This window comes from Lysinibacillus sp. GW823-FHT06C08 (assembly GCF_058795135.1).
Genome location: NZ_JBXAHN010000017.1, coordinates 1 through 23,130, shown reverse-complemented (window position 1 = coordinate 23,130; position 23,130 = coordinate 1). Strand labels below are relative to the sequence as shown.

The following is a 23,130-nucleotide window of genomic DNA, read 5'->3' as shown; positions in this document are numbered from 1 at the left end:
CTTTAATTGGGAATGCATACGTACTATTGGGATTTAGCTTGCGGTAGTGGAAGAATTTTCGTTATATTATAAATAGGAAGTTATCAAGAAAAATAGAGGAAAAAAATTTTTATGAAGAATCCATATATCTACGGTTATTTACCATTAATTACAATTTTATTGTTTAGTTTGACATTTGGTATGTATGCAGTTGGAGAATCTTTACAGATTTTTCGAGCGATCGGTGTATATTCAGGAATGAGAGAGTTTTTATCTGATGTTGAATTACGTGTATTCTTACTCATAGTGTTTGCTGTTGTTTTTTTTATGCTATTTTCAGCACTCAAACTAGTAGGAGAAACCATCCATGAGTTAGGAATGCTCTTTTTTTCAAAAGACAACGATGGTGCAACTGTTAGCCAAGCGCGAGGCGGCTATATCATTTTGTTTATTGGTGCTATGTGTTCAGCATTTGCAATCCAATTTATTTATGTGTTAATAGGAATTTTTGTCCTCACTGTTTTTACATATTTCATTTATCTTATTTACAAAATGAGTCATTTTATGTCAATGGGCGGCACAATCGGTCTATTAATCTTTGAACTTTTTATGTGGACAATTCTATTAACATTCATCGTGTATGTTGTATTGAAACTATATAATGGTATTTTAGCAAGTCTACCATTTGCCCAATAAATGCATACCGTAGGCAAAAACTATCGAGAGGCTCAATCTCGATGGTTTTTCTTATGTTCAAGTGACTATTTGGTGAATGACTACATGTTGTTCGAGCATAGGCAACTTCTTATTTTGCATGGCACGTCAAAGCTTTACATTAATGGGTAAGTTGATTCGAATGAAGGGCTGTGACTTCTGCGGGGAATGGGGGAAGTCGAGATTCTGGACTGAGCAGATGTTTTCTGTGCGAAAGCGTAGGAAGCAGCTCGACCCCATCCGTAGTGGAAATCAAAGGCTTTCTTTTATTTGAATGTAAAAGAAAAAAAGATTGTAGGCAAACACTCCAATTTTTCGAGTTTGTCTACAGTCTGAAGGGAGCAGAAAATCTCTTTCTGCTCCCTTTTGTGATCATTACATCCAAACCACTTATCTTACTCAAGTAAAACATTAAATAATTGATGATGAATTTTGTATTCTTCTAATTTTTGCATGGATTGAGGCTTATCATATCCAATCCATACGGCAGCTGTATAGGTATCATTAAGTCCGGCAAGCCAATAGTCTCGATAGTCATTCGTTGTCCCTGTTTTGGCACCAACATAGCTGCTATTACTGTAGACTCCCTGTCCCGTACCGTTCATCACAACATCGGCAAGTAACTCACGCATGTATTTTACTGTTTTAGGAGACCAAATTTGATCACGCTGTGTATCCCAACTATAGAGCTCTGTTCCATCTAAAGCTGTAACTTTACGAATGCTATGGGCTAGAACATAAGATCCATCAATAAAGCTTGTATAGGCATCTGCTAGTTCTAATGCTGTTACACCATAAGTAAGCCCGCCCAAGGAAGCGGCATAATTATAGTCCTTTTCTACAATGGAGCGGAAATGGAAGCGATCTAAATATTGAAATGCTGTATCAACGCCAACTGTCTGGAAGAGTCGCAGTGCCGATGTATTATAGCTATGTCGAAACGCAGTGCGTAGCGACACATCCCCATACTTGTACCCCCCATAGTTTTGAGGGCAGAAGGATCCGACACAATAACTACCACCATTTACAATTGAATCCGGTGTATGTGTGGTTGTTTCAAAGAAAGGAGCATAGACGGCCAGTGGCTTAAAGGCGGAACCTGGCTGACGTGTTCCTTGAAATGCGCGATGATAATCAAACTTTTCATAGTTTTTTCCTGCATATAAGCTAACGATCTCTCTGGATTGGTTGTGAATAACAGCACCTGCTGCTTGCAATGAACCGGCACCCAAGGTAGCGGTTATTTGTTGCTCATCATGCTGCTGTTTTTGTGGATCCAATGCAGTGTTAATTATGAGTCCATTTTGAAATAATGTATCAAGTCGATTGTCTAATTGTGTCTTAATTTTTTTCTTTTCTTCCTCATTGTCTGTATTGTTAAGTCGATCCGCATAGCCTTCTTTTTCTGCAACTAACCATTTTAATTCTTGAAGAACGTAAGTGCCATACATAGGATAGCTTTGTATTTTATCCTTAATATGCAATGTAATAGGTTCTCCCTTATAAGTCGTCGCATCTTCCTTAGTAATGCTACCTTTCACGGCAAGTGTATCTAATAAGCGTTCTTGACGTGCTTTAGTTTGATCAAAGTTTTTTAAAGGGTTATAAAGTGACGGGTTGTTAGGAATTGCTGCAATAAAAGCAATTTCAGCTATTGATAATTGCTGGAGTGGCTTTTGAAAATAATAAGTGGCTGCTCCACCAATTCCGTAAACTTGATTGCTAAAATAGGACTCGTTAAGATACATCGTTAAAATTGCTTCTTTATCGAACTCTTTTTCTAATTCATAAGCATAAAAAAGTTCGGTTAATTTTCGTTCATATGTTTTTTCATCAGATAAATAACGCATTCGAACAAGCTGCTGTGTAATCGTACTGCCACCCTGTGAGCTAGCACTCGTATTTGAATTGGCGACTACTGCACGCATAATAGCACTTAAATCAAAGCCGATGTGTTCGTAGAAGTCGGCATCCTCACTTGCAATGAATATTTCCTGGGCAATTTGTGGAATTTCTTGTAATGTTAGTGGCTGCCGCCATTCGACATATTCCTCACTAAATGTTTGCCCATTTTGGTCCGTAAGTGTTACAGGAAGCTGAGGTTGTACTTCAGGTAAATGAATAGCCTGTGTAATTTGTTCCTCATGTGCTTGTGCGGTATTGATTTCTGTTCGTATGTTTGTGCTAATCCACCATAGAACAGGTAAGGAAAGAAGTATAATAAAAAAACCAAAAGCCTTTTTCATGTGTGCCTCCACTCTTTCTATGAATCCTTCAACAGAATAACATATTTTGGATTGATTCCAAATACTCGGTCAGACCTATTTCCTTTGTTTTGAGAGAGGAAGTTAAAAGTGCATAAATCGTCAATACTTTGATGAAGAAAACCAATCGGAAGTATGTTAGACTAAAATGAGGTCAAGAAGGATGAATTGTCATCTTTTTCATTGAAACTGAAAATTATCATTAAAGGAGAGACTTCCATGTTTCCACAATTAACAACAGACGTACAAGCAGGCGAAGTGCTTGTAGAAATGAACACAACATTAGGGGCAGTTAAAATTAAATTGTTCCCAGAGTTTGCACCAAAAACTGTTGAAAACTTTTTGGGTCATGCTAAATCAGGTTATTATAACGGCATCATTTTCCACCGAGTTATTCAAGACTTTATGATTCAAGGTGGGGACCCAACTGGAACAGGTATGGGCGGAGAATCAATTTGGGGAGATTCTTTTGAAGATGAATTCTCAGATAAATTGTTTAACCTACGCGGTGCGCTATCAATGGCTAATGCTGGTCCAAACACAAATGGTTCTCAATTCTTTATCGTTCAAATGAAACATCTTCCAAGCGATATGCTTCGTCAATTACAGGGAGCAGGCTTCCCAGAGGAAATTATCGAAGCTTATGCACAAAATGGCGGTACACCTTGGTTAGACCATAAACATACTGTATTCGGTCATGTTGTAGAAGGAATGGATATTGTGGATAAAATTGCGGATGTAGAAAAAGATCCCCGTGATAAGCCATTAGAAGATGTGAAAATTGAGTCAATTACAGTCTTTGAATAATAATTATAAGGACGTGTAGAGCATGGAAAACTTAATGTATCAATTTTTATATTTCCCTGAAGATAAATCAGGATATATTCCAGCAGCATTTGAATTTTTAATCATGCTTATTTTGTGTGTAGTCGTGTTTACGCTTTTCCGTAAAATTTCTAAGAAACAGGAAATTAAATCAAAAGAAATTGAAGCACGTATACTAGCAGAAAAGAAAAGTACAAACAACCAACAAAATGTCTAATTAAAAAGAATCTGCCTCCAATGGAGACAGATTCTTTTATTTAAATTTTTCTTTTAGAACGACGAACGATGTTTTGTAGTGTTTTGAAGGCATTGAAGCAAACGAGTACAATGGATAGGCCAATCCCGCTCATGGCGGTAATAAAGGCAACCCATTCGAACGGCGTATAGCTCCAAACACTATCTAAATCACTACTGTCCTTCCATTCTTCAATGACTAAATTCATTCCGTATATACCGGATATAACCGTAAATACAGTTAAAATAAATAGTAAATTATTACTTCGATTATCAGACTGATCTTCTTGTGTTCGATATAAGCTGTTCAATGTCGCTTTTGTTTCTACATAATGTTCATTGATACGGAAATGCTTTCGTAGCATTTGAGAAATTTCCCGACCTTCAGTCCGAACAACGACTTCTTCGAAATAATAACGTGCAGAAAACTTTGTGATTAGTTCGATTAATTCATTGACAATTTGTTTATCTTTTCCCCACTTTATTTCACTGTATTCGTAGGATAGCTTTAAGAGCATCATTTTATAAAAATAATGAATGAACAAATTATAATAGTGAGTACCCATAAACTCCTGAATGCTATGTGAACAATGTTTAAATGGCTTATTTGTAAGTGTCATTTGCGCCTGCGCTGAAGAGATAATATAACTATTGGGTGCCCAGCGTGTATGGGCGTGTTCCTGTACATAGTTTGAAATATATTGAGAATTTGTGCTTGAAATAAAGGGTTTGCCATCAGGTGTTCTTCCATCTACTTGCCCTAATCGAAAAAGATGCTCAGGTAAAAGTTCTGCTTGTTCATCACACATTAAATAGGCTGAGGAAAACATTCGTTCATCTTCAAAAAAGGGCAATCCTTCATACCTATGATCTTGGTGGTGCTGTAAAAAAGGCTTTAAGAAGGGGATAAAATAGTTAAATAATAGCTCACTCGTAGAATCACAATGACCGAACGAGAAATGGTGACTTGCTCCCTTTTCCTCTCGCAATTTTGCCTCCAGCACCCTAAAGTAATGAATGAAATTTAAAATATCACTAATGTCATAAGGGGTGTCAATGCTTGTTCGTACAGTGACGATGCCATTGCCGAAAGGGCATAGCGTTACATCGATGCTCATAAGCTCATAGTTTATACAATTTTCTTGATGGTGTAAGGCCCCTTGTGTATAAAATGCTTTTGAGAAACGAAGAAAGTCTGGGCTATCCATTTTGTTTGGGAATAATTTGTCTTCAAGAAAGGGATAAAAAAATTGGGCAAGCTCTTCATGTATGATTGTTATGTCTCCATAAAAGGTATTTTCAAGAGTAATATTGTTCAATTCAAAAAAAGAAAACCCTTCTTCTAAAAGGATATTACCAATCTTTTGCCGATCTTTTGTTTGGTAGGCGAAGGGAAACAAGAATGTCATATAGGCACGCTGAATTATTAAAGGAACTAAGTCCATTGAAAACACCCCTTTTTCCATCCGATTGTTAAGAAACTTTTCCACATATTAAGGATTTTAAACATCTAAAAAGAAGGAATCCTAAATAATCGGGATTCCTTCTCTTGCTTTTATTGTTCAAACGCTTTTTTAAAGCGCTCTACGCCGTCTCGTACTGTTTCAAATGAACAAGCTACATTCATACGTAAGAAGCCTTGACCCTCTTCACCGTATTTTGTCCCTGGCTCTAATGCCAGTTTACCAATTTCTAATAGTCGGTTCATAATATCTTTTTCTTCAAGCTTAAGCTCTCTATAATCAATCCATATTAAATAAGTGGATTGTGGTTTAATGATGCGAATGCCTGGAATCTGCTCTAACTCTTCTTTGACATAATCCATATTTGCTGAAACATACGGCAGCAATTCATCTAGCCAAGGGGAACCTTCCGTATACGCAGCCTGCAATGCTACAGAGGCAAAAGTATTTAATGAACCTTGTCCACTTGCCATATTCACGGCTTCAAGCTGTAGACGTTTGTTCTTATCTGGCACAATCATATAGGAAACCTGAATACCTGCTAAATTAAATGTTTTAGTAGGAGCCATACACGTTACAATACGATTGATTTCATCGCCTGCTACTTTGGCAATAGGAATATGTTTTTCACCATTTATCATTAAATCAGCATGAATTTCATCTGAAATAATAACGACATCGTATTGAGCACAGAGTCGTACAATTTCCTTTAAAGTAGCTTCGTCCCATACATAACCGCCAGGATTGTGAGGATTGCATAATATGTAGGCTTTGACATTTTGAGCTAGTGCCTGTTCAAAAGCTTCAAAATCAACGATAAATGTACCATCATTTTTTTCAACTAGTTGGCAGCTTACCACTTCGCGCCCATTGCTTTTTGGTATGTTAAAAAATGGTGGATAAACAGGTGTGGAAATAAGGACTTTATCTCCCGGATTAGTAAAGGCAACAATGCTATTTGCTAAGGCAGCCACAACACCATTACAGAATACGATGGAATCCTTGTCAATTTGCCAATCATGACGAGTATTTTGCCAGTCCACGATTGACTGTATTGCTTCCTCACTAATAAAGCTATAACCAAAAATAGTGCGTTCAGCATGTTTCTGCAATGCTTTTGAAACGGCTGTTGGAGCAGCAAAATCCATATCAGCTACCCACATTGGCAAGATATCGGACGCATCGTTTAGTCCATAAACCATTTTCATTGCGTCCCATTTTACGGAGTTTGTACAACGACGTTTGATAGTTTGATCAAAAATAGACAAGCAAATCACTCTTTTCTTTTTTATTTACTATGGTATCATACGATTATGATCAAAGGATAATAGGTGAGTATTTTGGAAAATGTAAAAATGAATCAAGCAGCTGTCCATCTGCTAGAGGAGTGGGATCCATTCCACTTAGGTCCAGACCATTATGATACGGAAACAGCAGATGTTGTAGCGGCATTGCAAGGAATCGATGATCCATCTACGCTTGCAAAAGTAATTCAAGAAACATATGAGCATTCGTTTGAGCAATGGATTCCTTTTGAGGATTGTGTAGCCATCTCTTACAAACTGATTGCTATTAAATTTGAAGCAAAATGTATTATTTAAAATATTTTGCATATTTCCTATAAAAAAAGGGGTTGTCCTACGACAACCTCTTTTTGCATTGACATGATAGAGGCTCTATATCCTTATTTAAATATTGGTAAAATACCTTGAATGAAAATAATTAATATAGCAATTGGGGACACATAGCGAATTAACATGTACCAAATTGTAAACATCCAATTAGATGCGGCTAGCTCTTTACGAGAAATATCTTTTGTATAATAATAACCTGCAAAAATTGATATTAGCAGAGCGCCAATAGGCATTCCAATATTGTTGGTCATAAAATCAACAAAATCAAAAATAGAACGGTCTAACATCTTCACATCTGATAGTATACCAAATGACAGCGCACTAGGAATACCAACAATAAAGATAATGATGCCACCAATCCAGGCAATTTTTTTTCTTTTTTCTGGTTTATCTCCAATTGCAATTGCCACGACAATTTCTAACATGGAAATGGAAGATGTAACTGTGGCAAATAGTAATAATATAAAGAAGATGGTTAAGAATAGACCACCGAGAGGCAGTTGCTCGAAAACAGCTGGCAAAATAATAAATACGAGGCCGGGTCCTTGATCAGGTGTATAGCCAAGTGCGAATACTGCTGGGAAAATAACAAGACCAGCAAGTAAAGAGATGATTATGTTCATGGACGCTACATTGATTGCTGAGTTACCAATTTTCTCGGTTTTTGATAGATATGAAGCATAGGTAATCATCACAGCAATACCAACACTTAATGAGAAAAATGCTTGTCCTAATGCCATTAAAAATGTTTCAGCATTCAAGTAAGACCAATCAGGCACAAACATAAATTTAACGCCTTCCATTGCACCATCCAATGTTAAAGAGCGTATGACTAATATAATGAAGAAAATAAATAAGAGCGGCATCATCCATGTGCTGGCTTTCTCAATGCCACCTTTAATGCCGGCTGATACAATGACTACTGTCAATAACATAAATAGCCCTTGCACAAGCACTGCTTCAAATGGACTCGATATTATATGGTCAAATAAATCTGCGTAGTTGATGTTAGAACCTGCATTCGTTAGCTTAAACGTAAAGGCACGGCCCAAATAGCTTAAAATCCACCCACCTACAACACTATAGAAAGATAAGATAAGGCCTGCAATGACCATACCACCCCAACCAATTAAATACCAAGGCTTTCCAGGTGCTTGTTCTTTAAAGGATGTGACAGCATCCTTTTGTCCACGACGACCAATCATAAACTCTGCAATGAGTACTGGTAAGCCGATAAAGAATGTACATAAAATGAATAATAAGATGAAGACACTACCACCATTAGTACCAGCCATATAAGGGAATTTCCAAATGGCTCCTAGCCCTATAGCACTTCCGGCAGCAGCTAAAATAAACCCAATTTTAGTTGTAAATTGATCTCTCGATGACACAAAAATAAAGCCTCCTTGTACTAAAGTTTTATTTTACCCCAATATTTTCATAACACAAGCAAATATCAGAATATTGATGGGGGCGATTTCTCCATTAAGAGCCAATTTATATAGCGTGTGATGGCGTTTTAGTAAGGTTCCTCCTTTAAGAGTAAATAACATCCTTAATATGTAACAATTAGGGAGGTTCTGTCGTTCCATAAACAAAAGGAGGGGATTGCCTTGGAGGAGGCTGAATTAATAGTTAGGGCACAGCAAGGGGACAAAGAAGCCTATATCGATCTTATTCGAATTCATCAACAAACAGTTGAAAAGTTTGCCTTTCAGTGTGGCGTACATAGCAATGATTTAGCAGATGTTTCACAGGAGGTATTTGTTAAACTGTATCGCTTTTTACATCAATTTAAACAGGATCGATTTACGACGTGGCTTTATAAAATTACATTGAATGCTACACGTGATTATTATCGTAAGGAACAGAGAGAGCTGGCAAAAGAGGACAAGCTTAATGCGCAAAGGCAAACCATTTTCCTCTCTGCTGAAGACGATGTTCTATTATTTGAAGAAGATAAACTCTTACACAATGCTATTCAAGCCTTAGATGAAAAATATCGGTACCCTATCGTACTGTATTATTTCCACGAGCTAAAATATGAAGAAATCGCAGAGGTTTTAAATATTTCATTATCAACGGTTAAGGTACGGTTATTACGTGCGAAAGAAAAGTTGAAGGCAGCATTAATGCAAGAGGGGAGTGTTGAAAATGGATGATAAACAATTTAATCAACGTATGGCACTACTGAAAAAATCCTATGAGCGAATGGAATCAAAGCTAGAACCACAGCATGTTCTTCAGCAAATTGAAAATGAGGATGCCAAAAGGGAATTTCAAGAAATCAATAAAACGGCTCCAAAGCCTTCAACAAAATGGCAAAAGCCTGCTGTTTGGATTGCGAGCATCGCCAGTGTGTTATTAGTTGGAATTTTAATGTCGTCATATATGTTCCATCCGTCAACACCCGTGCATTCAAATGAAGAAAAGATAGAGAGTAGCTATGAAGAATGGTTCTCAAGCTTACAAAAAAGGTATCAGGAAAAACGCGAAAAAACACGCCAGGAGCTCCATATACCCGAACAAGACTTTAGGAAACTATCGTTTATTGGAATCGCTGATAATAAATACAATGATAAAGCTAGAAATAAAAAATTAGTTGTTAATAGAATGATGGATAATCCAAAATATTTAGCGGAGTTGGAGCAAGAAATACTAGATAATTTGCAAACACCTCGGGAGTTAATAGAGCAAATCAACTCATTTGAAAGCTCTATGTCATATGAAGAATCTCGATATTTTTTTAGCAATTATTTTTATTCAACGAAAGATGTTTTGCAATATTATACTAATCAACTTTCTCCTTATAGTAGTGTACTATCACAAAAAGAGGGAAATTATCCCAAAGAACTAAAACAATTAATCGCTACGGCTAAAAAACAGTATTTTGAGTTGTCTAATGATGGGAATAACTTTAGCTTTAGAGCAGATCCCATTTTTCAGAAAAATGCACCAGCATATACTGATCGTCTTCACTCTGACATATTAGGTCTGTTTAAATATTGGGCTACTGGCTCATTATTGGAAGGTGAAAATTTACGGTTTTCTACAGAAGAAACTGCTCGAATTTTAAAATTATATGAAAGAACATTAGTATCGGACCTATCAATAGGAGGACTTGATTTCCTATTACGGGATTTAAAGAAAGAGTTCGAAAATACGTGGCTTTTACTTCTAAAAGGTATGGATGACATGAGTAGATATTCGCCCGAACATATTGAGTTTTTAAATGCCGCTGCAAATGGAAAGTATGGAGAATCGATGCGATTAACTGCACAATTTATCCATGAAGAATTTAAAGAAAAAGGAACATCCAAAACAATTGATAATCTTACAAGACATGATATTGGAATGGAGCTTTCATATTTAAGTAATGAAGTCTATATTGAATCAACAGATGGTTCGACGAGCTTACAAATTGATTACCGTTGGATTATCCAAACTGAAGGTTTATACAATGCTTATATATCAAGCAAAGATGATACCATCCTAGATTCATTAAATCCAATGAACGTCGTTAGCTTATTCTTATATGCACAAGGAAAAGGCGATCAAGAAACCATTAAACAGTTAGTTTCTCAAGATGTAGATGTGAAAAAAGTGGTTCAATATGATGGTATGGAACATTTTACAGTTCTTTATGCAACTGATACATCCCAAACAACGATAAAAGTAGACGTGAAATCAGAATCAGTTCATATGGTTGGCCAACGCTTAACCTTCCAATTAGGTACAGAGACTATAGGAAAAGGTGAAAAACGTTGCATCATTACAGCCATTTCTGAGTAAGGAGATTTTTTGCCCCGATTTTACACGTATGTTATAATTTAACCGATATATACGTAGCAAACCAAAAGAAAGTGGGCAAAGGTTATGGTAAAAAAATATGAATTAGGAGACGTGTTGACCGGAAAAGTTACAGGTATTCAACCATACGGTGCATTTGTTGCATTAGATGACAATACGCAAGGCCTTGTGCATATTTCGGAAATAACATACGGCTTTGTGAAGGATGTTAGTGAATTTTTAGCTGTTGGGCAAGAAGTAGAGGTCAAGATACTTGAAATCGATGAAGAGGCCGAAAAAATTAGTTTATCGATGAGAGCGCTACAGGAACGCCCTGCAACAGTTAGAAAAAAAGAAGCACCACCACGCAAATCATTGCAGGACCGTGTAGATGAATCGGATGCGAATGGTTTTAATTCCTTAAAAGATAAATTACAGGACTGGATTGAACAATCTGGACAATAAAAAACGAGGATACTTTCAACGTGAAGGTATCCTCGTTTTTATGTTATTGCTTTTTTATTTTTCGGATTCGGTATTGAAGGTTTTGTCTACTCATCCCAAGTGCATTCGCGGCTTTTGTAATATTGCCCTCATATAAATTTAAGACATTTTGCACATAATATGATTCGGCTTCGCGCAAATAAGCATCTAATGGCATGACATCATGATTTTGATGGAACATAAAGAATTCAGGTTCACGATTGTTGGTATCTTGCTGCTGTACCTTGAAGCGGAAATGCAGCGGCAATAAATCGGAGGTTACCGTAGACTCTATTGTCATAAATGAAACAATTTCATCCAATAGTAACTCGAGTTCCTTTAAATTGCCAGGCCAATCATATTGTAAGAATAATTCCTGTACATCTGGTGCTAGCTCTGTAACCTGTGAAGCAAATCGTTCTCGATGTCGGCTAAAATAATCATCCACAAATGGGAGAATATCTTCTTTTCGATCAGTTAAATGGGGAATAGTAATAGCCATCGTTGCAAAGAAATAATAAAGTGATTTGGACAGCTTTTTTTCAGCAATTAATGTAATCGGGTCGCTACCTACACTGCCAATTAACATGTACTTGGACTGCGGTAGGGACTGGAGTATATCTAATAATTGCTCTTGAATATCTAAGCTTAAAAAATCAATGCGCTCAAAGAAAAAGGTATAGTCTTTATCTTCTTCTAAAAGCTGATTTAATTTATCAAGCACTGATTGAGCGGAACGACGACTAACAAGAGTCATAAAGGCTTCAGGATCTGGTGAAGCAGCGTGGTGAATACCTTCAGCCACTAAATCCTTGCCTGTGCCAGATTCCCCAATTAATAATACTGGTAATTTTACAGCCGCTGCTTTTTTAGCATTTTCGATGACCTGCTTCATTGCTTCAGATTCAGCTTTTATCATGTCGAACGTCAAAGGCTCATCATATCGACGAAGGGGTTGATAAACAAGCTTTTCTAATGATGTAATATCACGCGCAAATTCTATTGCCCCAATCAGTTTTCCATCTACAATAAGTGGAAAAGTATCATTAATGGTTGTAATTTCATGCCCATTTTTATTCCAATAGGATTGTTTGACATTAATTTCTTTCTTTCCAGTTTGTAATACACGCATTAAGGTACTTTCGTGCTGACGGAAGGAAAACATTTCAATAATCGAACGATCCGCTAGCTCATCAAAATGGAATCCTTCAATTTCTTTCATTTTTGTATTATAAATAATCGTCTTGCCGGATAGGTCTACTGCATGAATACCAACGGATACATTTGTTGCAATAAACTCATAAAAAGGTAGTAAAGGTTCAGAATTTTTCATAAAAATGTGCACCTCAAAAATTTTTTACTTGAAATATGCAACGAAATTTTGCATTATAATAAGTGTAAGAATATTTTATACGCAAAGATATTTTGCGTCAATGTTTTTTGCATACCCAAATATATCTCACAAGGGAGGATTAAGTATGATTCCATACAAACACGAACCATTCACAGATTTTTCACAAGAGGCAAACTACAATGCTTATGTAGAGGCTTTAAATAAAGTTGAAGGTTACTTAGGGCAAGACTACCCACTTATTATCGGTGGCGAGCGTATTACAACTGAAGATAAAATCGTTTCGTACAATCCTGCAAAGAAAACAGAAGTTATTGGCCGTGTGTCAAAAGCGAGCAAAGATTTAGCTGAAAAAGCTATGCAAGCAGCAGATGAAACATTCAAAACTTGGAAAAAAGTTGATCCAGCTATTCGTGCTGATGTTCTTTTCAAAGCAGCCGCTATTATTCGTCGTCGTAAACACGAATTCTCAGCATTATTAACAAAAGAAGCAGGGAAACCATGGGCAGAGGCTGATGCAGATACAGCAGAAGCAATCGACTTCTTAGAATACTATGGTCGCCAAATGCTACGTATTAAAAACGGTCAACCAGTAGAAAGCCGTCCAGGTGAATACAACCGTTATGACTATATTCCACTAGGAATTGGTATTGTCATCTCACCTTGGAACTTCCCATTTGCGATCATGGCTGGTACAACAGTAGCTGCATTAGTAACAGGTAACACAGTATTACTAAAACCAGCTTCTACAACACCAGTAGTGGCGTATAAATTTATCGAAGTATTAGAAGAAGCAGGTCTTCCAGCAGGAGCTGTTAACTTTGTACCAGGTTCTGGTGCTGAAGTGGGCGACTATTTAGTGGATCACCCAAAAACTCGTTTCATCAGCTTCACAGGTTCACGTGATGTTGGCTTACGTATTAACCAACGTGCATCTGTCCTAAATGATGGTCAAATTTGGATCAAACGCGTAATCGCTGAAATGGGCGGTAAAGATACAATCGTTGTCGATAAAGAAGCAGATCTTGAATTAGCTGCACAATCGATCGTGAAATCAGCCTTTGGTTTCTCTGGTCAAAAATGCTCAGCATGTTCTCGTGCTGTCATCGTAGAAGATGTGTATGACCAATTGGTGAACCGTGTAGAAGAGTTAACAAACGCTTTAACAGTTGGAGATCCAACAGATTTCAGCAACTTCATGGCAACGGTTATTGACCAAGCTGCATTCAATAAAATTACGGAATACATCGAAATCGGTAAAGGCGAAGGTCGTTTAGTAGCTGGTGGTACAGCTGACGATTCAGTAGGTTACTTCGTACAACCAACCGTATTCGCTGACGTAGAGCCTTCTGCACGTATTATGAAAGAAGAAATCTTCGGACCAGTAGTAGCGATCGCAAAAGCAAAAGATTTCGATCAAGCAATTGAAATTGCTAACGATACAGAATACGGTTTAACAGGTGCTGTCATTACGACAAACCGCGTAAACTTAGAAAAAGCACGTGAAGAATTCCATGTTGGAAACCTTTACTTCAACCGTGGTTGTACAGGTGCGATTGTTGGCTACCAACCATTTGGTGGTTTCAACATGTCAGGTACAGACTCAAAAGCTGGTGGCCCAGACTACCTACAACTTCACATGCAAGCAAAAACAACTTCAGAAATGCTTTAATTTTACATTGACGTTAGGGCTATTTTAATTAAGTAGTAAATGAAGCATTGTGACAGAATTTGTGGAACTTCTCCAAGTAATACGACCGTTGGCTAATATCGTAGCCAATTATGTAGTTACTTGGGGAGAGTTTGCAAATTGATCGTTTGAATTGTTGCTAAATTCTTAATTATTCTACTTACAGAAATACATAGTCCTTTCTTGCATAGATTTTTTATCATCATTTAGTAAGGAGAGAATAGAATATGACAAAAACTCAACAAGTTATTGAACAAACACAAAATTATGGTGCAGCAAACTATCATCCACTGCCAATCGTAATTTCAGAGGCTGAGGGTGCTTGGGTTAAAGATCCAGAAGGTAACAAATATTTAGATATGTTATCAGCTTATTCAGCTGTAAACCAAGGACATCGTCACCCAAAAATTATCGCTGCTTTAAAAGAGCAAGCTGATAAAGTAACATTGACTTCACGTGCATTTTACAGTGAAAACCTTGGTGAATGGTATGAGCTAGTAGGAAAGTTAACAAATAAAGAAATGGTATTACCAATGAATACTGGTGCTGAAGCAGTAGAGACTGCATTTAAAGCAGCTCGTCGTTGGGCATATGATGTAAAAGGCGTAGAAGAAGGCAAGGCAGAAGTGATTGCATGTAATGGTAACTTCCATGGTCGTACAATGCTTGCTGTATCTCTTTCTTCTGATGAGGAATACCGTCGTGGTTTCGGTCCAATGTTACCAAACGTTAAATTAGTAGACTACGGTAATCTTGAAGCATTAAAAGCAGCTATTACACCAAACACAGCAGCATTCTTAATTGAACCAATTCAAGGTGAAGCTGGTATTGTTATCCCAACAGAGGGCTTCCTAAAAGCAGCTCGCGAACTTTGCCGTGAAAACAACGTATTATTCATTGCTGACGAAATCCAAGCAGGTTTAGCACGTACTGGTAAAATGTTTGCTTGTGATTGGGAAGAAGTAGAACCAGATATGTACATCTTAGGTAAAGCATTAGGTGGCGGTGTATTCCCAATTTCTTGTGTAGCTGCGAACCGTAATATTCTAGGTGTATTCAACCCAGGCTCACACGGATCAACTTTCGGTGGAAATCCTTTAGCTTGTGCAGTTTCAATTGCATCTATTAAAGTATTATTAGATGAAAAATTAGCTGAACGTTCACATGAACTTGGTGAATACTTCAAAGGTAAGTTAAGAGAAATTAATAACCCAGTTATTAAAGAGGTACGTGGTCGTGGTTTATTTATTGGTATGGAATTAACAGAGGCAGCTCGTCCATACTGTGAAAAACTAAAAGAATTAGGTTTATTATGTAAAGAAACACATGATACAGTTATTCGTTTTGCTCCACCACTTGTTATTTCACAAGAGGATTTAGATTGGTCAATCGAACAAATTGAAAAAGTATTTAATCTTTAACAAAATGTTCACATTTTAATTCGGAAGTATGTTACAATGATGCCGATATACTATCATTAAATAAAACAAAGAGGCGATTTAATAATGTCTGAAAACTTAAATCTTTTCACATCAACACAAGATGTCATTCAAGATGCTCTAAACAAACTTGGCTATGATGAAGCAATGTATGAATTACTAAAGGAACCGCTTCGCATGCTACAAGTACGTATCCCGGTGAAAATGGATGATGGTACAACAAAAGTATTTACTGGTTACCGTGCACAACATAACGATGCTGTAGGACCAACTAAAGGTGGGGTTCGTTTCCACCCACAAGTGTCTGAGGAGGAAGTTAAAGCGCTTTCAATGTGGATGACATTGAAATGTGGTATTGTCGATCTACCATATGGTGGTGGTAAAGGCGGTGTCATCTGTGATCCTCGTCAAATGTCTATGGGCGAAATCGAGCGCTTAAGCCGTGGTTATGTACGTGCTGTAAGTCAAATCGTAGGGCCAACAAAAGATATTCCTGCGCCAGACGTATTTACAAATGCACAAATTATGGCATGGATGATGGATGAATATAGCCGTATGGATGAATTCAACTCTCCAGGCTTTATCACAGGTAAGCCACTAGTTCTTGGTGGTTCACAAGGTCGCGACCGTGCGACTGCACAAGGTGTTACAATTGTAATCGAAGAAGCAGCGAAAAAACGCGGTATTGATATTAAAGGTGCGCGCATTGTTATTCAAGGATTTGGTAACGCAGGTAGCTTCCTTGCGAAATTTATGCATGATTTAGGTGCAAAGGTAATCGGTATTTCGGATGCTTATGGTGCACTTCATGATCCAGAAGGTTTAGATATCGACTATTTATTAGATCGTCGTGATAGCTTTGGTACTGTAACAACTTTATTTGAAAACACGATTTCAAATAAAGAATTATTAGAACTTGATTGTGATATTTTAGTACCTGCTGCAATTGAGAACCAAATTACTGCTGACAATGCACACAATATTAAAGCTAATATCGTAGTAGAAGCAGCAAATGGTCCAACAACTGCTGAAGCAACTAAAATTTTGACAGAACGTGGCATTTTACTTGTACCAGACGTATTAGCATCTGCTGGTGGAGTTACAGTTTCTTACTTTGAATGGGTACAAAATAACCAAGGTTATTATTGGACAGAAGAAGAAGTTGAAGAACGTCTATACAAAAAAATGGTTGAAGCATTTGATAATGTTTATACAACAGCTACAACACGTAACATTAACATGCGCTTAGCAGCTTATATGGTTGGTGTTCGCCGCACTGCAGAAGCTTCACGCTTCCGCGGATGGGTTTAAGAATATTCAATTTACAACGAGTTTCTCCTATATTTAATGGGAGGACTCGTTTTTTTGCGTCTCTTTACAAATTTGAAGAAATGTTAGAATGCATTCCCCTTGTAAAACCCTTTAATAAATTGTCCAAACGGAATCTAATTAAACAGGTATGCCGAACGTTTATCTTTGCTTTCTTGAACAGAAATATGAGAAAATCCAACTAGAAAGGGGCGAATTAAATGGATTCATTTACATTTTTTAACCCAGTGAAACTTCATTTTGGTGAAGATGCACTGGAAAAGTTACCGAAGGAATTAGAGCAGTATGGAAAAAAAGTATTGGTTGTATATGGTGGCGGTAGCATCAAGACGAATGGTGTCTACGACGCTGTTATTGACAAATTACAGCAAGCAGATAAAACAATTTTTGAATTAAGTGGTGTAGAACCAAATCCACGTGTGGAAACAGCTAGACGTGGTATTGAAATTTGTAAAACAGAGGGAATTGACTTAGTTCTTGCAGTTGGTGGCGGTTCTGTTATTGATTGCTCCAAATTAATTGTTGCTGGTGCAAAATATGATGGGGATGCTTGGGATATCGTTAAACGCAAGGTATTTGTAGAACAAGCTTTACCATTAGGAACTGTCTTAACCTTGGCCGCTACAGGCTCTGAAATGAACTCTGGGTCAGTTATTACTAATGCCGCTACAGAAGAAAAATTAGGCTGGGGTAGCCCTGCGGCATTCCCGAAATTCTCAATCTTAAATCCTGCGTATACGGTGTCTGTACCTAAAAATCATACGGTTTATGGAATCGTTGATATGATGTCACATGTATTCGAACAGTATTTCCATAATACAACGAATACACCAATCACTGATGAAATGTGTGAAGGTGTATTACGTACGGTTATTACGACAGCACCTCAATTATTAGAGGATCTAGAGAATACACAGTTACGTGAAACAATTCTATTAGCAGGAACAATTGGATTAAATGGATTCTTATCAATCGGATCTCGTGGGGATTGGGCATCTCATAATATTGAGCATGCTGTATCGGCAGTATATGATATTCCGCATGCAGGTGGTTTAGCTATTCTTCAGCCTCATTGGATGCGTTTAAGTGTACCAGTGAATCCTGAGCGCTTTGCGGGTATAGCAACACGAGTATTCGGGGTGGATGCAACAGACAAAACGGTAGAAGAGGTTGCTTATGAAGGGATCAATCGCTTATCAGCATTTTGGTCATCATTAGGGGCACCAAATCGTTTAGCCGATTATAATATTGATGATTCGAAATTCCAGCAGATTGTAGAGCATGCAATGCAAAATGGTCCATTTGGAAACTTCCATCAGTTACAAGAAAAAGATGTACGTACTATCTTACAAAATTCCCTTTAAAATAATGATTGCGTGTGAGGCTATGTAGTTAGCCTCACACTTTTTTATTGAAGGTTAAGAAAAATTAACGAATCTTGTTGAATTTTGTCGTAGAAGTTTCTTAAGACCTACAATATAATGAAATAGTTAGATATTCAAAGGGGTGTAATAGTTAATTTTATTAAGAGAAGTGAAAAAAGTCATGATTTTAATCAAAATATTTAACTTAAATTGGATATTTTAATACATATTAGACTTTGTGATTGCTAGAGAATGATGGTATTTGTCGCAATAGCTCCATTAATGTAGGGTTGTTCAGAAACTGTTTAGCCACCTTTATTAAAATAATGACTTAAACAAAGGGGAGAGGGATCGAATGTTGAAGCAATTGCTTAAGGATCGTGTGGTTACATTAAGTTGTAAAGAGATACCATTTCAGCGGCATGTTTATAAAATGCAAAATTGTGTAGAAGTTTTGGGGATTGAAACAAAATCGATACAAATTGAAAATGATAACATTGTTACGGGTTACATGGCTGATCAAAGTATTTTCTTTAAAAGTTTACATTTTGGGCAAACGAACATTACTTTTTCGAATGGTGTAAATAAGGCAAGTGGACATTTATTTGTCCGTCCTTCTGGGGAAATTGTGGTAGAGGTAAAACCATATTTAGGAGATGCTGAAATTGTTCCGGTTTATTTTCGAACAATATTAGCAGATACAGTTATCGCAATTGATTTAAAAGGTGCTTTAAAGCATTATTTGGTAGCCCATCAATTCATGAAACGTGAAGATTCAATTTCTGAAGTGCATTACCGATCCATGCATCCTAACGTATTAAAAGATTCTTTTGCTGGTCATTTTGTTTTAGGCTGTCATGTGGACGGTAGGGATATTCTAAATGCCCAAGAATATGCTTTAGCCAATCGACAAGCTACTTTAATGTTTTCAGAAATAGTCATTCAACAAAATGGTACTAAGAAGACCGTTGTTAGTAATCAATTCCTAACATTTATGATAACCAATCAAGTCTTTGTAAGCTACGAGTCCATCCCTGACAATCTAAGGGAAACAAATTTTGATCGGGATCAATTAATATCAGTTTAACAAAAAGCCAACTGCCTGAAATGAACTGCCCTGTAAAAGTTAGATTGATGTCTAACTTTTTGGGGTGAGATCAAAACAAGGCAATTGGCTTTTTAGCTTCTACAATTCATGATTAGGTCTGTCGCCAAGATGTATCCAGCTAGCTTTTCCGTCATCTTCATCAAATAAAATGGCGACCTTCGATACACCTTTCTGACTTAAAATAACTTCTGTCAAATGATCTCGAACATCATCTAAAAAAGCTAAGGATAGTTTAGGGTCAGCTTCTGCCACTAATTCAACATGTAAAAACTCCCCTTCTTTAATGACTTCAAGGCGTACAATATCTTTAATATTTGGATCATCCATCACAAGATGGGCGATATGATTTAACATTTCTTCATCTGTCTCACCGATTACACCCCGAGCATTGTCTAAGAATACTTTACCAACAACATAAAACATCATTGCCCCAATAATCATGGAAACAAGACCTTCTATTCTAGTCCACCCTGTAAAATGAGCGATAACAATAGCAATGAAGGCTAAAATATTTCCGCTTGTAGCGACTAAATCTTCCATAAACACTAATTTAGTCGCAGGCTTGGCGCGGTTTAAAAAATTGAAAGCTTTTGGGATGGATGTTATACCTGCTTTTTCTTGCCCAGCTTCATGTAATACTTCTACTGCTGCTTTAGCAAGTACTGTACCCTCTAAAACAATACCTATAAATAAAACTCCAAGTGCGATGAGTACCCCACTTGATTCACCAGTAGGGTGGATAAAATGATGCCATCCTTCTTTGATTGTTTCATAAGAAAGAATTGCTACGATAATAACTGCAAATAAGCATACTAAATTGACAATACGACCGAAGCCGCTAGGGAATTTCTTTGTAGGTGCTTTTTTCGATAGAGCGGAGCCTATATACACGAACAATTGGTTAGCTGCATCTCCAAGTGAATGCATCATTTCTGCGAACATAGCCACATTACCTGTTAAGAAAAAGGCAATGCCTTTAATAATACCTAAAAAGGCATTGACACAAGCCGCCATCAGGGAAGGTTTGTTACCATCCTTTAGTAGTTTAAATAATTCTGCCATAAAAATCCTCCAACTAGTTTAAAATTTCCATTTCGATTTTTTCAATATATGATAATGTTCTTAATGAACGGTAAAACGACAGTAAATTATCAGATACAATTAAGGACAAACGTAAATCCAACTCATGTAAAACATTATCATTTTTTAAAGGTACATCTTTAATACGGATGTTTTCGATGATGATATTGTTGTTCTTAAGGAATAATAGAAAGGATTCCGTATGTTTGTCATCATCAATTTGAACCTTTAGTAAAATCTCTCTCATGCGAATACGTTTTGGTCCAATTTTCATTAGGAAAGGAGAGAGAATTTCAATTCCGAAAACGATGATAATGACAGCTAACGTTGCATCCATATAAAAACCAGCGCCTACAGCGATTCCGATGCCGGCAGCTCCCCATATCATGGCCGCAGTCGTTAAACCAGAGATGCTATCATTGCCACGTCTTAAAATTACGCCTGCTCCTAGAAATCCAATCCCACTGACAATTTGGGCTGCTAAGCGAAGGGGATCCATTGTAATATTTATATCTTCTCTAGAAGGGGTGGAGTAAGCTGTTTCAATGGAAATAATGGTTAGCAAACAACTGAATGTTGCTATGACTAAACTTGTCTTTAATCCAACTGGTTTCTTCTTTAATTCCCTTTCAATTCCGATGACTAAACTTAATGTGGCTGCTAAAACTAATTTTATGCCAACTTCATATGTAATCATATTTTCCAATAATGTTCCCATACACGACCCTCCATAGATGTTTCGCATTGCTAAGAGATATGCAACCAGTCATTATTATATGTGTATTACTTTTTTGTATTGTACAACATGGAAGTAAGGAAATATATGTGTTTTATTTTATAGGGATCTAAAAATTCATTTATACATCCATTTCGTAATTGATATGACTTTGGTTCTAGGTCGGTTATTTATGTAAAGCAAGCATCTACGTAAGCGAATATCATAGCTTTTTCCCGTATGCTCTCTTAGGGGGATGGACAAAGCGTTATTGATAGTAGGGAATGAGACTACTGATAGGGGGAAATAAAAGATTAATGATAAGGAAAGTTTTTATTCGCATTTTCAATAAAGAATGCTGATCGGATTCGGGAACCTAATTGCGGCTCCAGGCCTAGATCATACTAAAAATGTAAAGGGGAGATGAAGCAAACGGCGAGCTTGTAACAAGAATTGACGAGAGGTTATGACCAGATTTATATCCTAATTAAATTTCCAAAAACTATATTTCATTCACATAAAATGGTATAATAAAGGAGTAACTAGATAGAGGTTTCATGGGCGGTAAGCATACATTCTTCACCCGTTCTTCAGGTTTCTGGAGGGGAAGGAGGTGTTGCTAATGACAACTTACGAGGCAATGTCCTTAATGATCAGTTTTAGTGGATTGATTGTTTCGGTAATTGTTCTGTCATTTACTTTTTCTCAGAAAAAAAAGTAAACCGCCCCTGCCCTCCAAGCATGTGAGTGGTTTACTCCTTCATTATGCAAATCGCCTTTGAAGCGATTCGTCTGTTACATGACCATTTGGTGGTGACACACCAAGTGGTCCTTTTTTTATATCCATCTTCATGAAAAATTATAACATGCATTGTTAAATTACTCAAATTAATTGGAAAGAGTACAACTCTAAATTTATATAGGATACAAGGCATGCGAGAAGCACTTAGGATTACATTGGACGTATGCTTTCTATATATAGATATTCCAAAATGCAGATTGAAGATAACGATAGAAGATTCGTTCAATCAACATGTTCATTTGAAGTTTCGTCAGAATAAGTGTTGAGAAAAATGGGATGCACTCACTTGCTACATCTTATTATATAATAGGACGGAATATACGTATGCGATGAGCGTTGGAATGGCTGATGATGTTGATAGTACCATCATTTATTTGATCTGTAATGTAAAGAAGATCAAGTGGACCTTATAAGGGATGGGGTTGGTTTTTCTTAATAGTGTTAGTATCTAATTTATTTGGCCATACTTTGTTTACTTGTTTTTTGACTATGGCTGAACATGTTAGTACTGCTATTTATTGTTTTAGAAGGGAGCGCTCTATTGTTTGTTATTGATATAAAAAAAGATTTTTAACTTTTTTTCAAAAAATGCTTGATTTTTAAAATGCTATATTATATATTATTACTTGTCCTTAACAAGATAAAACACTTTGAAAATAATAAAACAAAAAAGTTGTTGACTTCTTGTTATAAACGAGTTATCATAATGAAGTCGCTGAAAACGACTGAGATAATAATGAACTTTGAAAACTGAACAAGCAAAACGTAATCAATAAAGTTTTAAGTAGCCAGCCTAGCTAGTGAACGAAACAAAATTTTGGACATCAAAATTGATGCCAGCAAAACAATTTGAGCTAATCAAATTTC

The 23,130-nt window shown here is 36.8% G+C and carries 20 protein-coding genes; 13 read left to right on the top strand and 7 right to left on the bottom strand.

All coding sequences use genetic code 11. The annotated features are described in order from the left end of the window. Nucleotides 1-111: 111 nt before the first annotated feature. Entirely contained in the window at nt 112-675 is a 564-nt protein-coding gene (locus AC1Q6O_RS22385) for a DUF5366 family protein (protein ID WP_008178131.1), read from the top strand. A 413-nt stretch (nt 676-1,088) separates the two neighbouring features. On the opposite strand, the gene AC1Q6O_RS22380 is transcribed toward AC1Q6O_RS22385, so the two are convergent. Then, nucleotides 1,089-2,939, bottom strand: a complete 1,851-nt coding sequence (locus tag AC1Q6O_RS22380) for a transglycosylase domain-containing protein (protein ID WP_090003340.1) — start codon at nt 2,937-2,939, stop codon at nt 1,089-1,091. A gap of 237 nt (nt 2,940-3,176) precedes the next feature. Here AC1Q6O_RS22380 and AC1Q6O_RS22375 point away from each other — a divergent pair, with 237 nt between their 5' ends. Beyond that, nucleotides 3,177-3,764, top strand: coding sequence for a peptidylprolyl isomerase (locus tag AC1Q6O_RS22375; protein WP_012292385.1), 588 nt, complete (start codon nt 3,177-3,179; stop codon nt 3,762-3,764). A gap of 22 nt (nt 3,765-3,786) precedes the next feature. After that, nucleotides 3,787-3,999 carry a hypothetical protein gene (locus AC1Q6O_RS22370; protein WP_008178137.1) on the top strand — a complete coding sequence of 71 codons (213 nt, stop codon included), beginning with the start codon at nt 3,787-3,789 and terminating at the stop codon, nt 3,997-3,999. Nucleotides 4,000-4,039: 40 nt separating this feature from the next. On the opposite strand, the gene AC1Q6O_RS22365 is transcribed toward AC1Q6O_RS22370, so the two are convergent. Continuing rightward, a complete protein-coding gene (locus AC1Q6O_RS22365; protein WP_089986173.1) occupies nt 4,040-5,461 on the bottom strand; it encodes a magnesium transporter CorA family protein in 1,422 nt (473 codons plus the stop codon). A gap of 110 nt (nt 5,462-5,571) precedes the next feature. Beyond that, entirely contained in the window at nt 5,572-6,747 is a 1,176-nt protein-coding gene (locus tag AC1Q6O_RS22360) for a MalY/PatB family protein (RefSeq protein ID WP_096364939.1), read from the bottom strand. A 72-nt stretch (nt 6,748-6,819) separates the two neighbouring features. Here AC1Q6O_RS22360 and AC1Q6O_RS22355 point away from each other — a divergent pair, with 72 nt between their 5' ends. Further along, complete coding sequence (locus AC1Q6O_RS22355) at nt 6,820-7,080, top strand: DUF1871 family protein (RefSeq protein WP_008178143.1); 261 nt, start codon at nt 6,820-6,822, stop codon at nt 7,078-7,080. Between the two features lie 83 nt (nt 7,081-7,163). Here the strand turns inward: AC1Q6O_RS22355 and AC1Q6O_RS22350 are convergent, their stop codons facing one another. Then, complete coding sequence (locus AC1Q6O_RS22350) at nt 7,164-8,504, bottom strand: sodium-dependent transporter (protein WP_008178145.1); 1,341 nt, start codon at nt 8,502-8,504, stop codon at nt 7,164-7,166. A gap of 222 nt (nt 8,505-8,726) precedes the next feature. Here AC1Q6O_RS22350 and AC1Q6O_RS22345 point away from each other — a divergent pair, with 222 nt between their 5' ends. From AC1Q6O_RS22345 to yugI, 3 genes are all read left to right on the top strand, one after another. After that, complete coding sequence (locus tag AC1Q6O_RS22345) at nt 8,727-9,275, top strand: RNA polymerase sigma factor (RefSeq protein ID WP_008178147.1); 549 nt, start codon at nt 8,727-8,729, stop codon at nt 9,273-9,275. Beyond that, nucleotides 9,268-10,905, top strand: coding sequence for a hypothetical protein (locus tag AC1Q6O_RS22340; RefSeq protein WP_239355474.1), 1,638 nt, complete (start codon nt 9,268-9,270; stop codon nt 10,903-10,905). The genes AC1Q6O_RS22345 and AC1Q6O_RS22340 overlap by 8 nt, the downstream gene beginning before the upstream one ends. An 84-nt stretch (nt 10,906-10,989) precedes the next feature. Continuing rightward, on the top strand, nt 10,990-11,367 hold the full coding sequence (gene yugI / locus AC1Q6O_RS22335) for a S1 domain-containing post-transcriptional regulator GSP13 (RefSeq protein ID WP_008178152.1): 378 nt from the start codon (nt 10,990-10,992) through the stop codon (nt 11,365-11,367). A 43-nt stretch (nt 11,368-11,410) separates the two neighbouring features. Here yugI and AC1Q6O_RS22330 read toward each other — a convergent pair whose 3' ends face one another. After that, nucleotides 11,411-12,718, bottom strand: a complete 1,308-nt coding sequence (locus tag AC1Q6O_RS22330; protein ID WP_008178156.1) for a sigma-54-dependent Fis family transcriptional regulator — start codon at nt 12,716-12,718, stop codon at nt 11,411-11,413. Between the two features lie 145 nt (nt 12,719-12,863). Here AC1Q6O_RS22330 and pruA point away from each other — a divergent pair, with 145 nt between their 5' ends. The 5 genes from pruA to AC1Q6O_RS22305 all read left to right on the top strand — a co-directional run bounded on the left by pruA (nt 12,864) and on the right by AC1Q6O_RS22305 (nt 19,645). Beyond that, on the top strand, nt 12,864-14,408 hold the full coding sequence (pruA, locus tag AC1Q6O_RS22325; RefSeq protein ID WP_492402237.1) for an L-glutamate gamma-semialdehyde dehydrogenase: 1,545 nt from the start codon (nt 12,864-12,866) through the stop codon (nt 14,406-14,408). Nucleotides 14,409-14,653: 245 nt separating this feature from the next. Further along, a complete protein-coding gene (locus AC1Q6O_RS22320) occupies nt 14,654-15,847 on the top strand; it encodes an ornithine--oxo-acid transaminase (protein ID WP_008178160.1) in 1,194 nt (397 codons plus the stop codon). 84 nt (nt 15,848-15,931) lie between these two features. Next, the gene (locus AC1Q6O_RS22315) at nt 15,932-17,176 is read left to right on the top strand and encodes a Glu/Leu/Phe/Val family dehydrogenase (RefSeq protein WP_008178162.1); all 1,245 of its coding nucleotides are present in this window, start codon (nt 15,932-15,934) and stop codon (nt 17,174-17,176) included. A gap of 218 nt (nt 17,177-17,394) precedes the next feature. Further along, the gene (locus tag AC1Q6O_RS22310; RefSeq protein WP_239355475.1) at nt 17,395-18,558 is read left to right on the top strand and encodes an iron-containing alcohol dehydrogenase; all 1,164 of its coding nucleotides are present in this window, start codon (nt 17,395-17,397) and stop codon (nt 18,556-18,558) included. A gap of 355 nt (nt 18,559-18,913) precedes the next feature. Continuing rightward, nucleotides 18,914-19,645: a hypothetical protein gene (locus AC1Q6O_RS22305; RefSeq protein WP_008178166.1), complete on the top strand. Its 732-nt coding sequence runs from the start codon at nt 18,914-18,916 to the stop codon at nt 19,643-19,645. Nucleotides 19,646-19,744: 99 nt separating this feature from the next. Here the strand turns inward: AC1Q6O_RS22305 and AC1Q6O_RS22300 are convergent, their stop codons facing one another. Then, nucleotides 19,745-20,728 carry a cation diffusion facilitator family transporter gene (locus AC1Q6O_RS22300; protein WP_239355476.1) on the bottom strand — a complete coding sequence of 328 codons (984 nt, stop codon included), beginning with the start codon at nt 20,726-20,728 and terminating at the stop codon, nt 19,745-19,747. Nucleotides 20,729-20,741: 13 nt separating this feature from the next. Continuing rightward, the gene (locus tag AC1Q6O_RS22295) at nt 20,742-21,464 is read right to left on the bottom strand and encodes an MgtC/SapB family protein (RefSeq protein ID WP_008178169.1); all 723 of its coding nucleotides are present in this window, start codon (nt 21,462-21,464) and stop codon (nt 20,742-20,744) included. Between the two features lie 619 nt (nt 21,465-22,083). Here AC1Q6O_RS22295 and AC1Q6O_RS22290 point away from each other — a divergent pair. Next, nucleotides 22,084-22,182, top strand: a complete 99-nt coding sequence (locus tag AC1Q6O_RS22290; RefSeq protein ID WP_220273102.1) for a putative holin-like toxin — start codon at nt 22,084-22,086, stop codon at nt 22,180-22,182. The last annotated feature ends 948 nt before the right edge of the window (nt 22,183-23,130 follow it).

Coding starts and splice junctions, on each gene's coding strand:
- AC1Q6O_RS22370 (WP_008178137.1), top strand. CDS start 3,787: ATGGAAAACTTAATGTATCAATTTTTATATTTCCCTGAAGATAAATCA.
- AC1Q6O_RS22330 (WP_008178156.1), bottom strand. CDS start 12,718: ATGAAAAATTCTGAACCTTTACTACCTTTTTATGAGTTTATTGCAACA.
- pruA (WP_492402237.1), top strand. CDS start 12,864: ATGATTCCATACAAACACGAACCATTCACAGATTTTTCACAAGAGGCA.
- AC1Q6O_RS22385 (WP_008178131.1), top strand. CDS start 112: ATGAAGAATCCATATATCTACGGTTATTTACCATTAATTACAATTTTA.
- yugI (WP_008178152.1), top strand. CDS start 10,990: ATGGTAAAAAAATATGAATTAGGAGACGTGTTGACCGGAAAAGTTACA.
- AC1Q6O_RS22375 (WP_012292385.1), top strand. CDS start 3,177: ATGTTTCCACAATTAACAACAGACGTACAAGCAGGCGAAGTGCTTGTA.
- AC1Q6O_RS22315 (WP_008178162.1), top strand. CDS start 15,932: ATGTCTGAAAACTTAAATCTTTTCACATCAACACAAGATGTCATTCAA.
- AC1Q6O_RS22340 (WP_239355474.1), top strand. CDS start 9,268: ATGGATGATAAACAATTTAATCAACGTATGGCACTACTGAAAAAATCC.
- AC1Q6O_RS22305 (WP_008178166.1), top strand. CDS start 18,914: ATGTTGAAGCAATTGCTTAAGGATCGTGTGGTTACATTAAGTTGTAAA.
- AC1Q6O_RS22320 (WP_008178160.1), top strand. CDS start 14,654: ATGACAAAAACTCAACAAGTTATTGAACAAACACAAAATTATGGTGCA.
- AC1Q6O_RS22300 (WP_239355476.1), bottom strand. CDS start 20,728: ATGGCAGAATTATTTAAACTACTAAAGGATGGTAACAAACCTTCCCTG.
- AC1Q6O_RS22310 (WP_239355475.1), top strand. CDS start 17,395: ATGGATTCATTTACATTTTTTAACCCAGTGAAACTTCATTTTGGTGAA.
- AC1Q6O_RS22380 (WP_090003340.1), bottom strand. CDS start 2,939: ATGAAAAAGGCTTTTGGTTTTTTTATTATACTTCTTTCCTTACCTGTT.
- AC1Q6O_RS22290 (WP_220273102.1), top strand. CDS start 22,084: ATGACAACTTACGAGGCAATGTCCTTAATGATCAGTTTTAGTGGATTG.
- AC1Q6O_RS22365 (WP_089986173.1), bottom strand. CDS start 5,461: ATGGACTTAGTTCCTTTAATAATTCAGCGTGCCTATATGACATTCTTG.
- AC1Q6O_RS22295 (WP_008178169.1), bottom strand. CDS start 21,464: ATGGGAACATTATTGGAAAATATGATTACATATGAAGTTGGCATAAAA.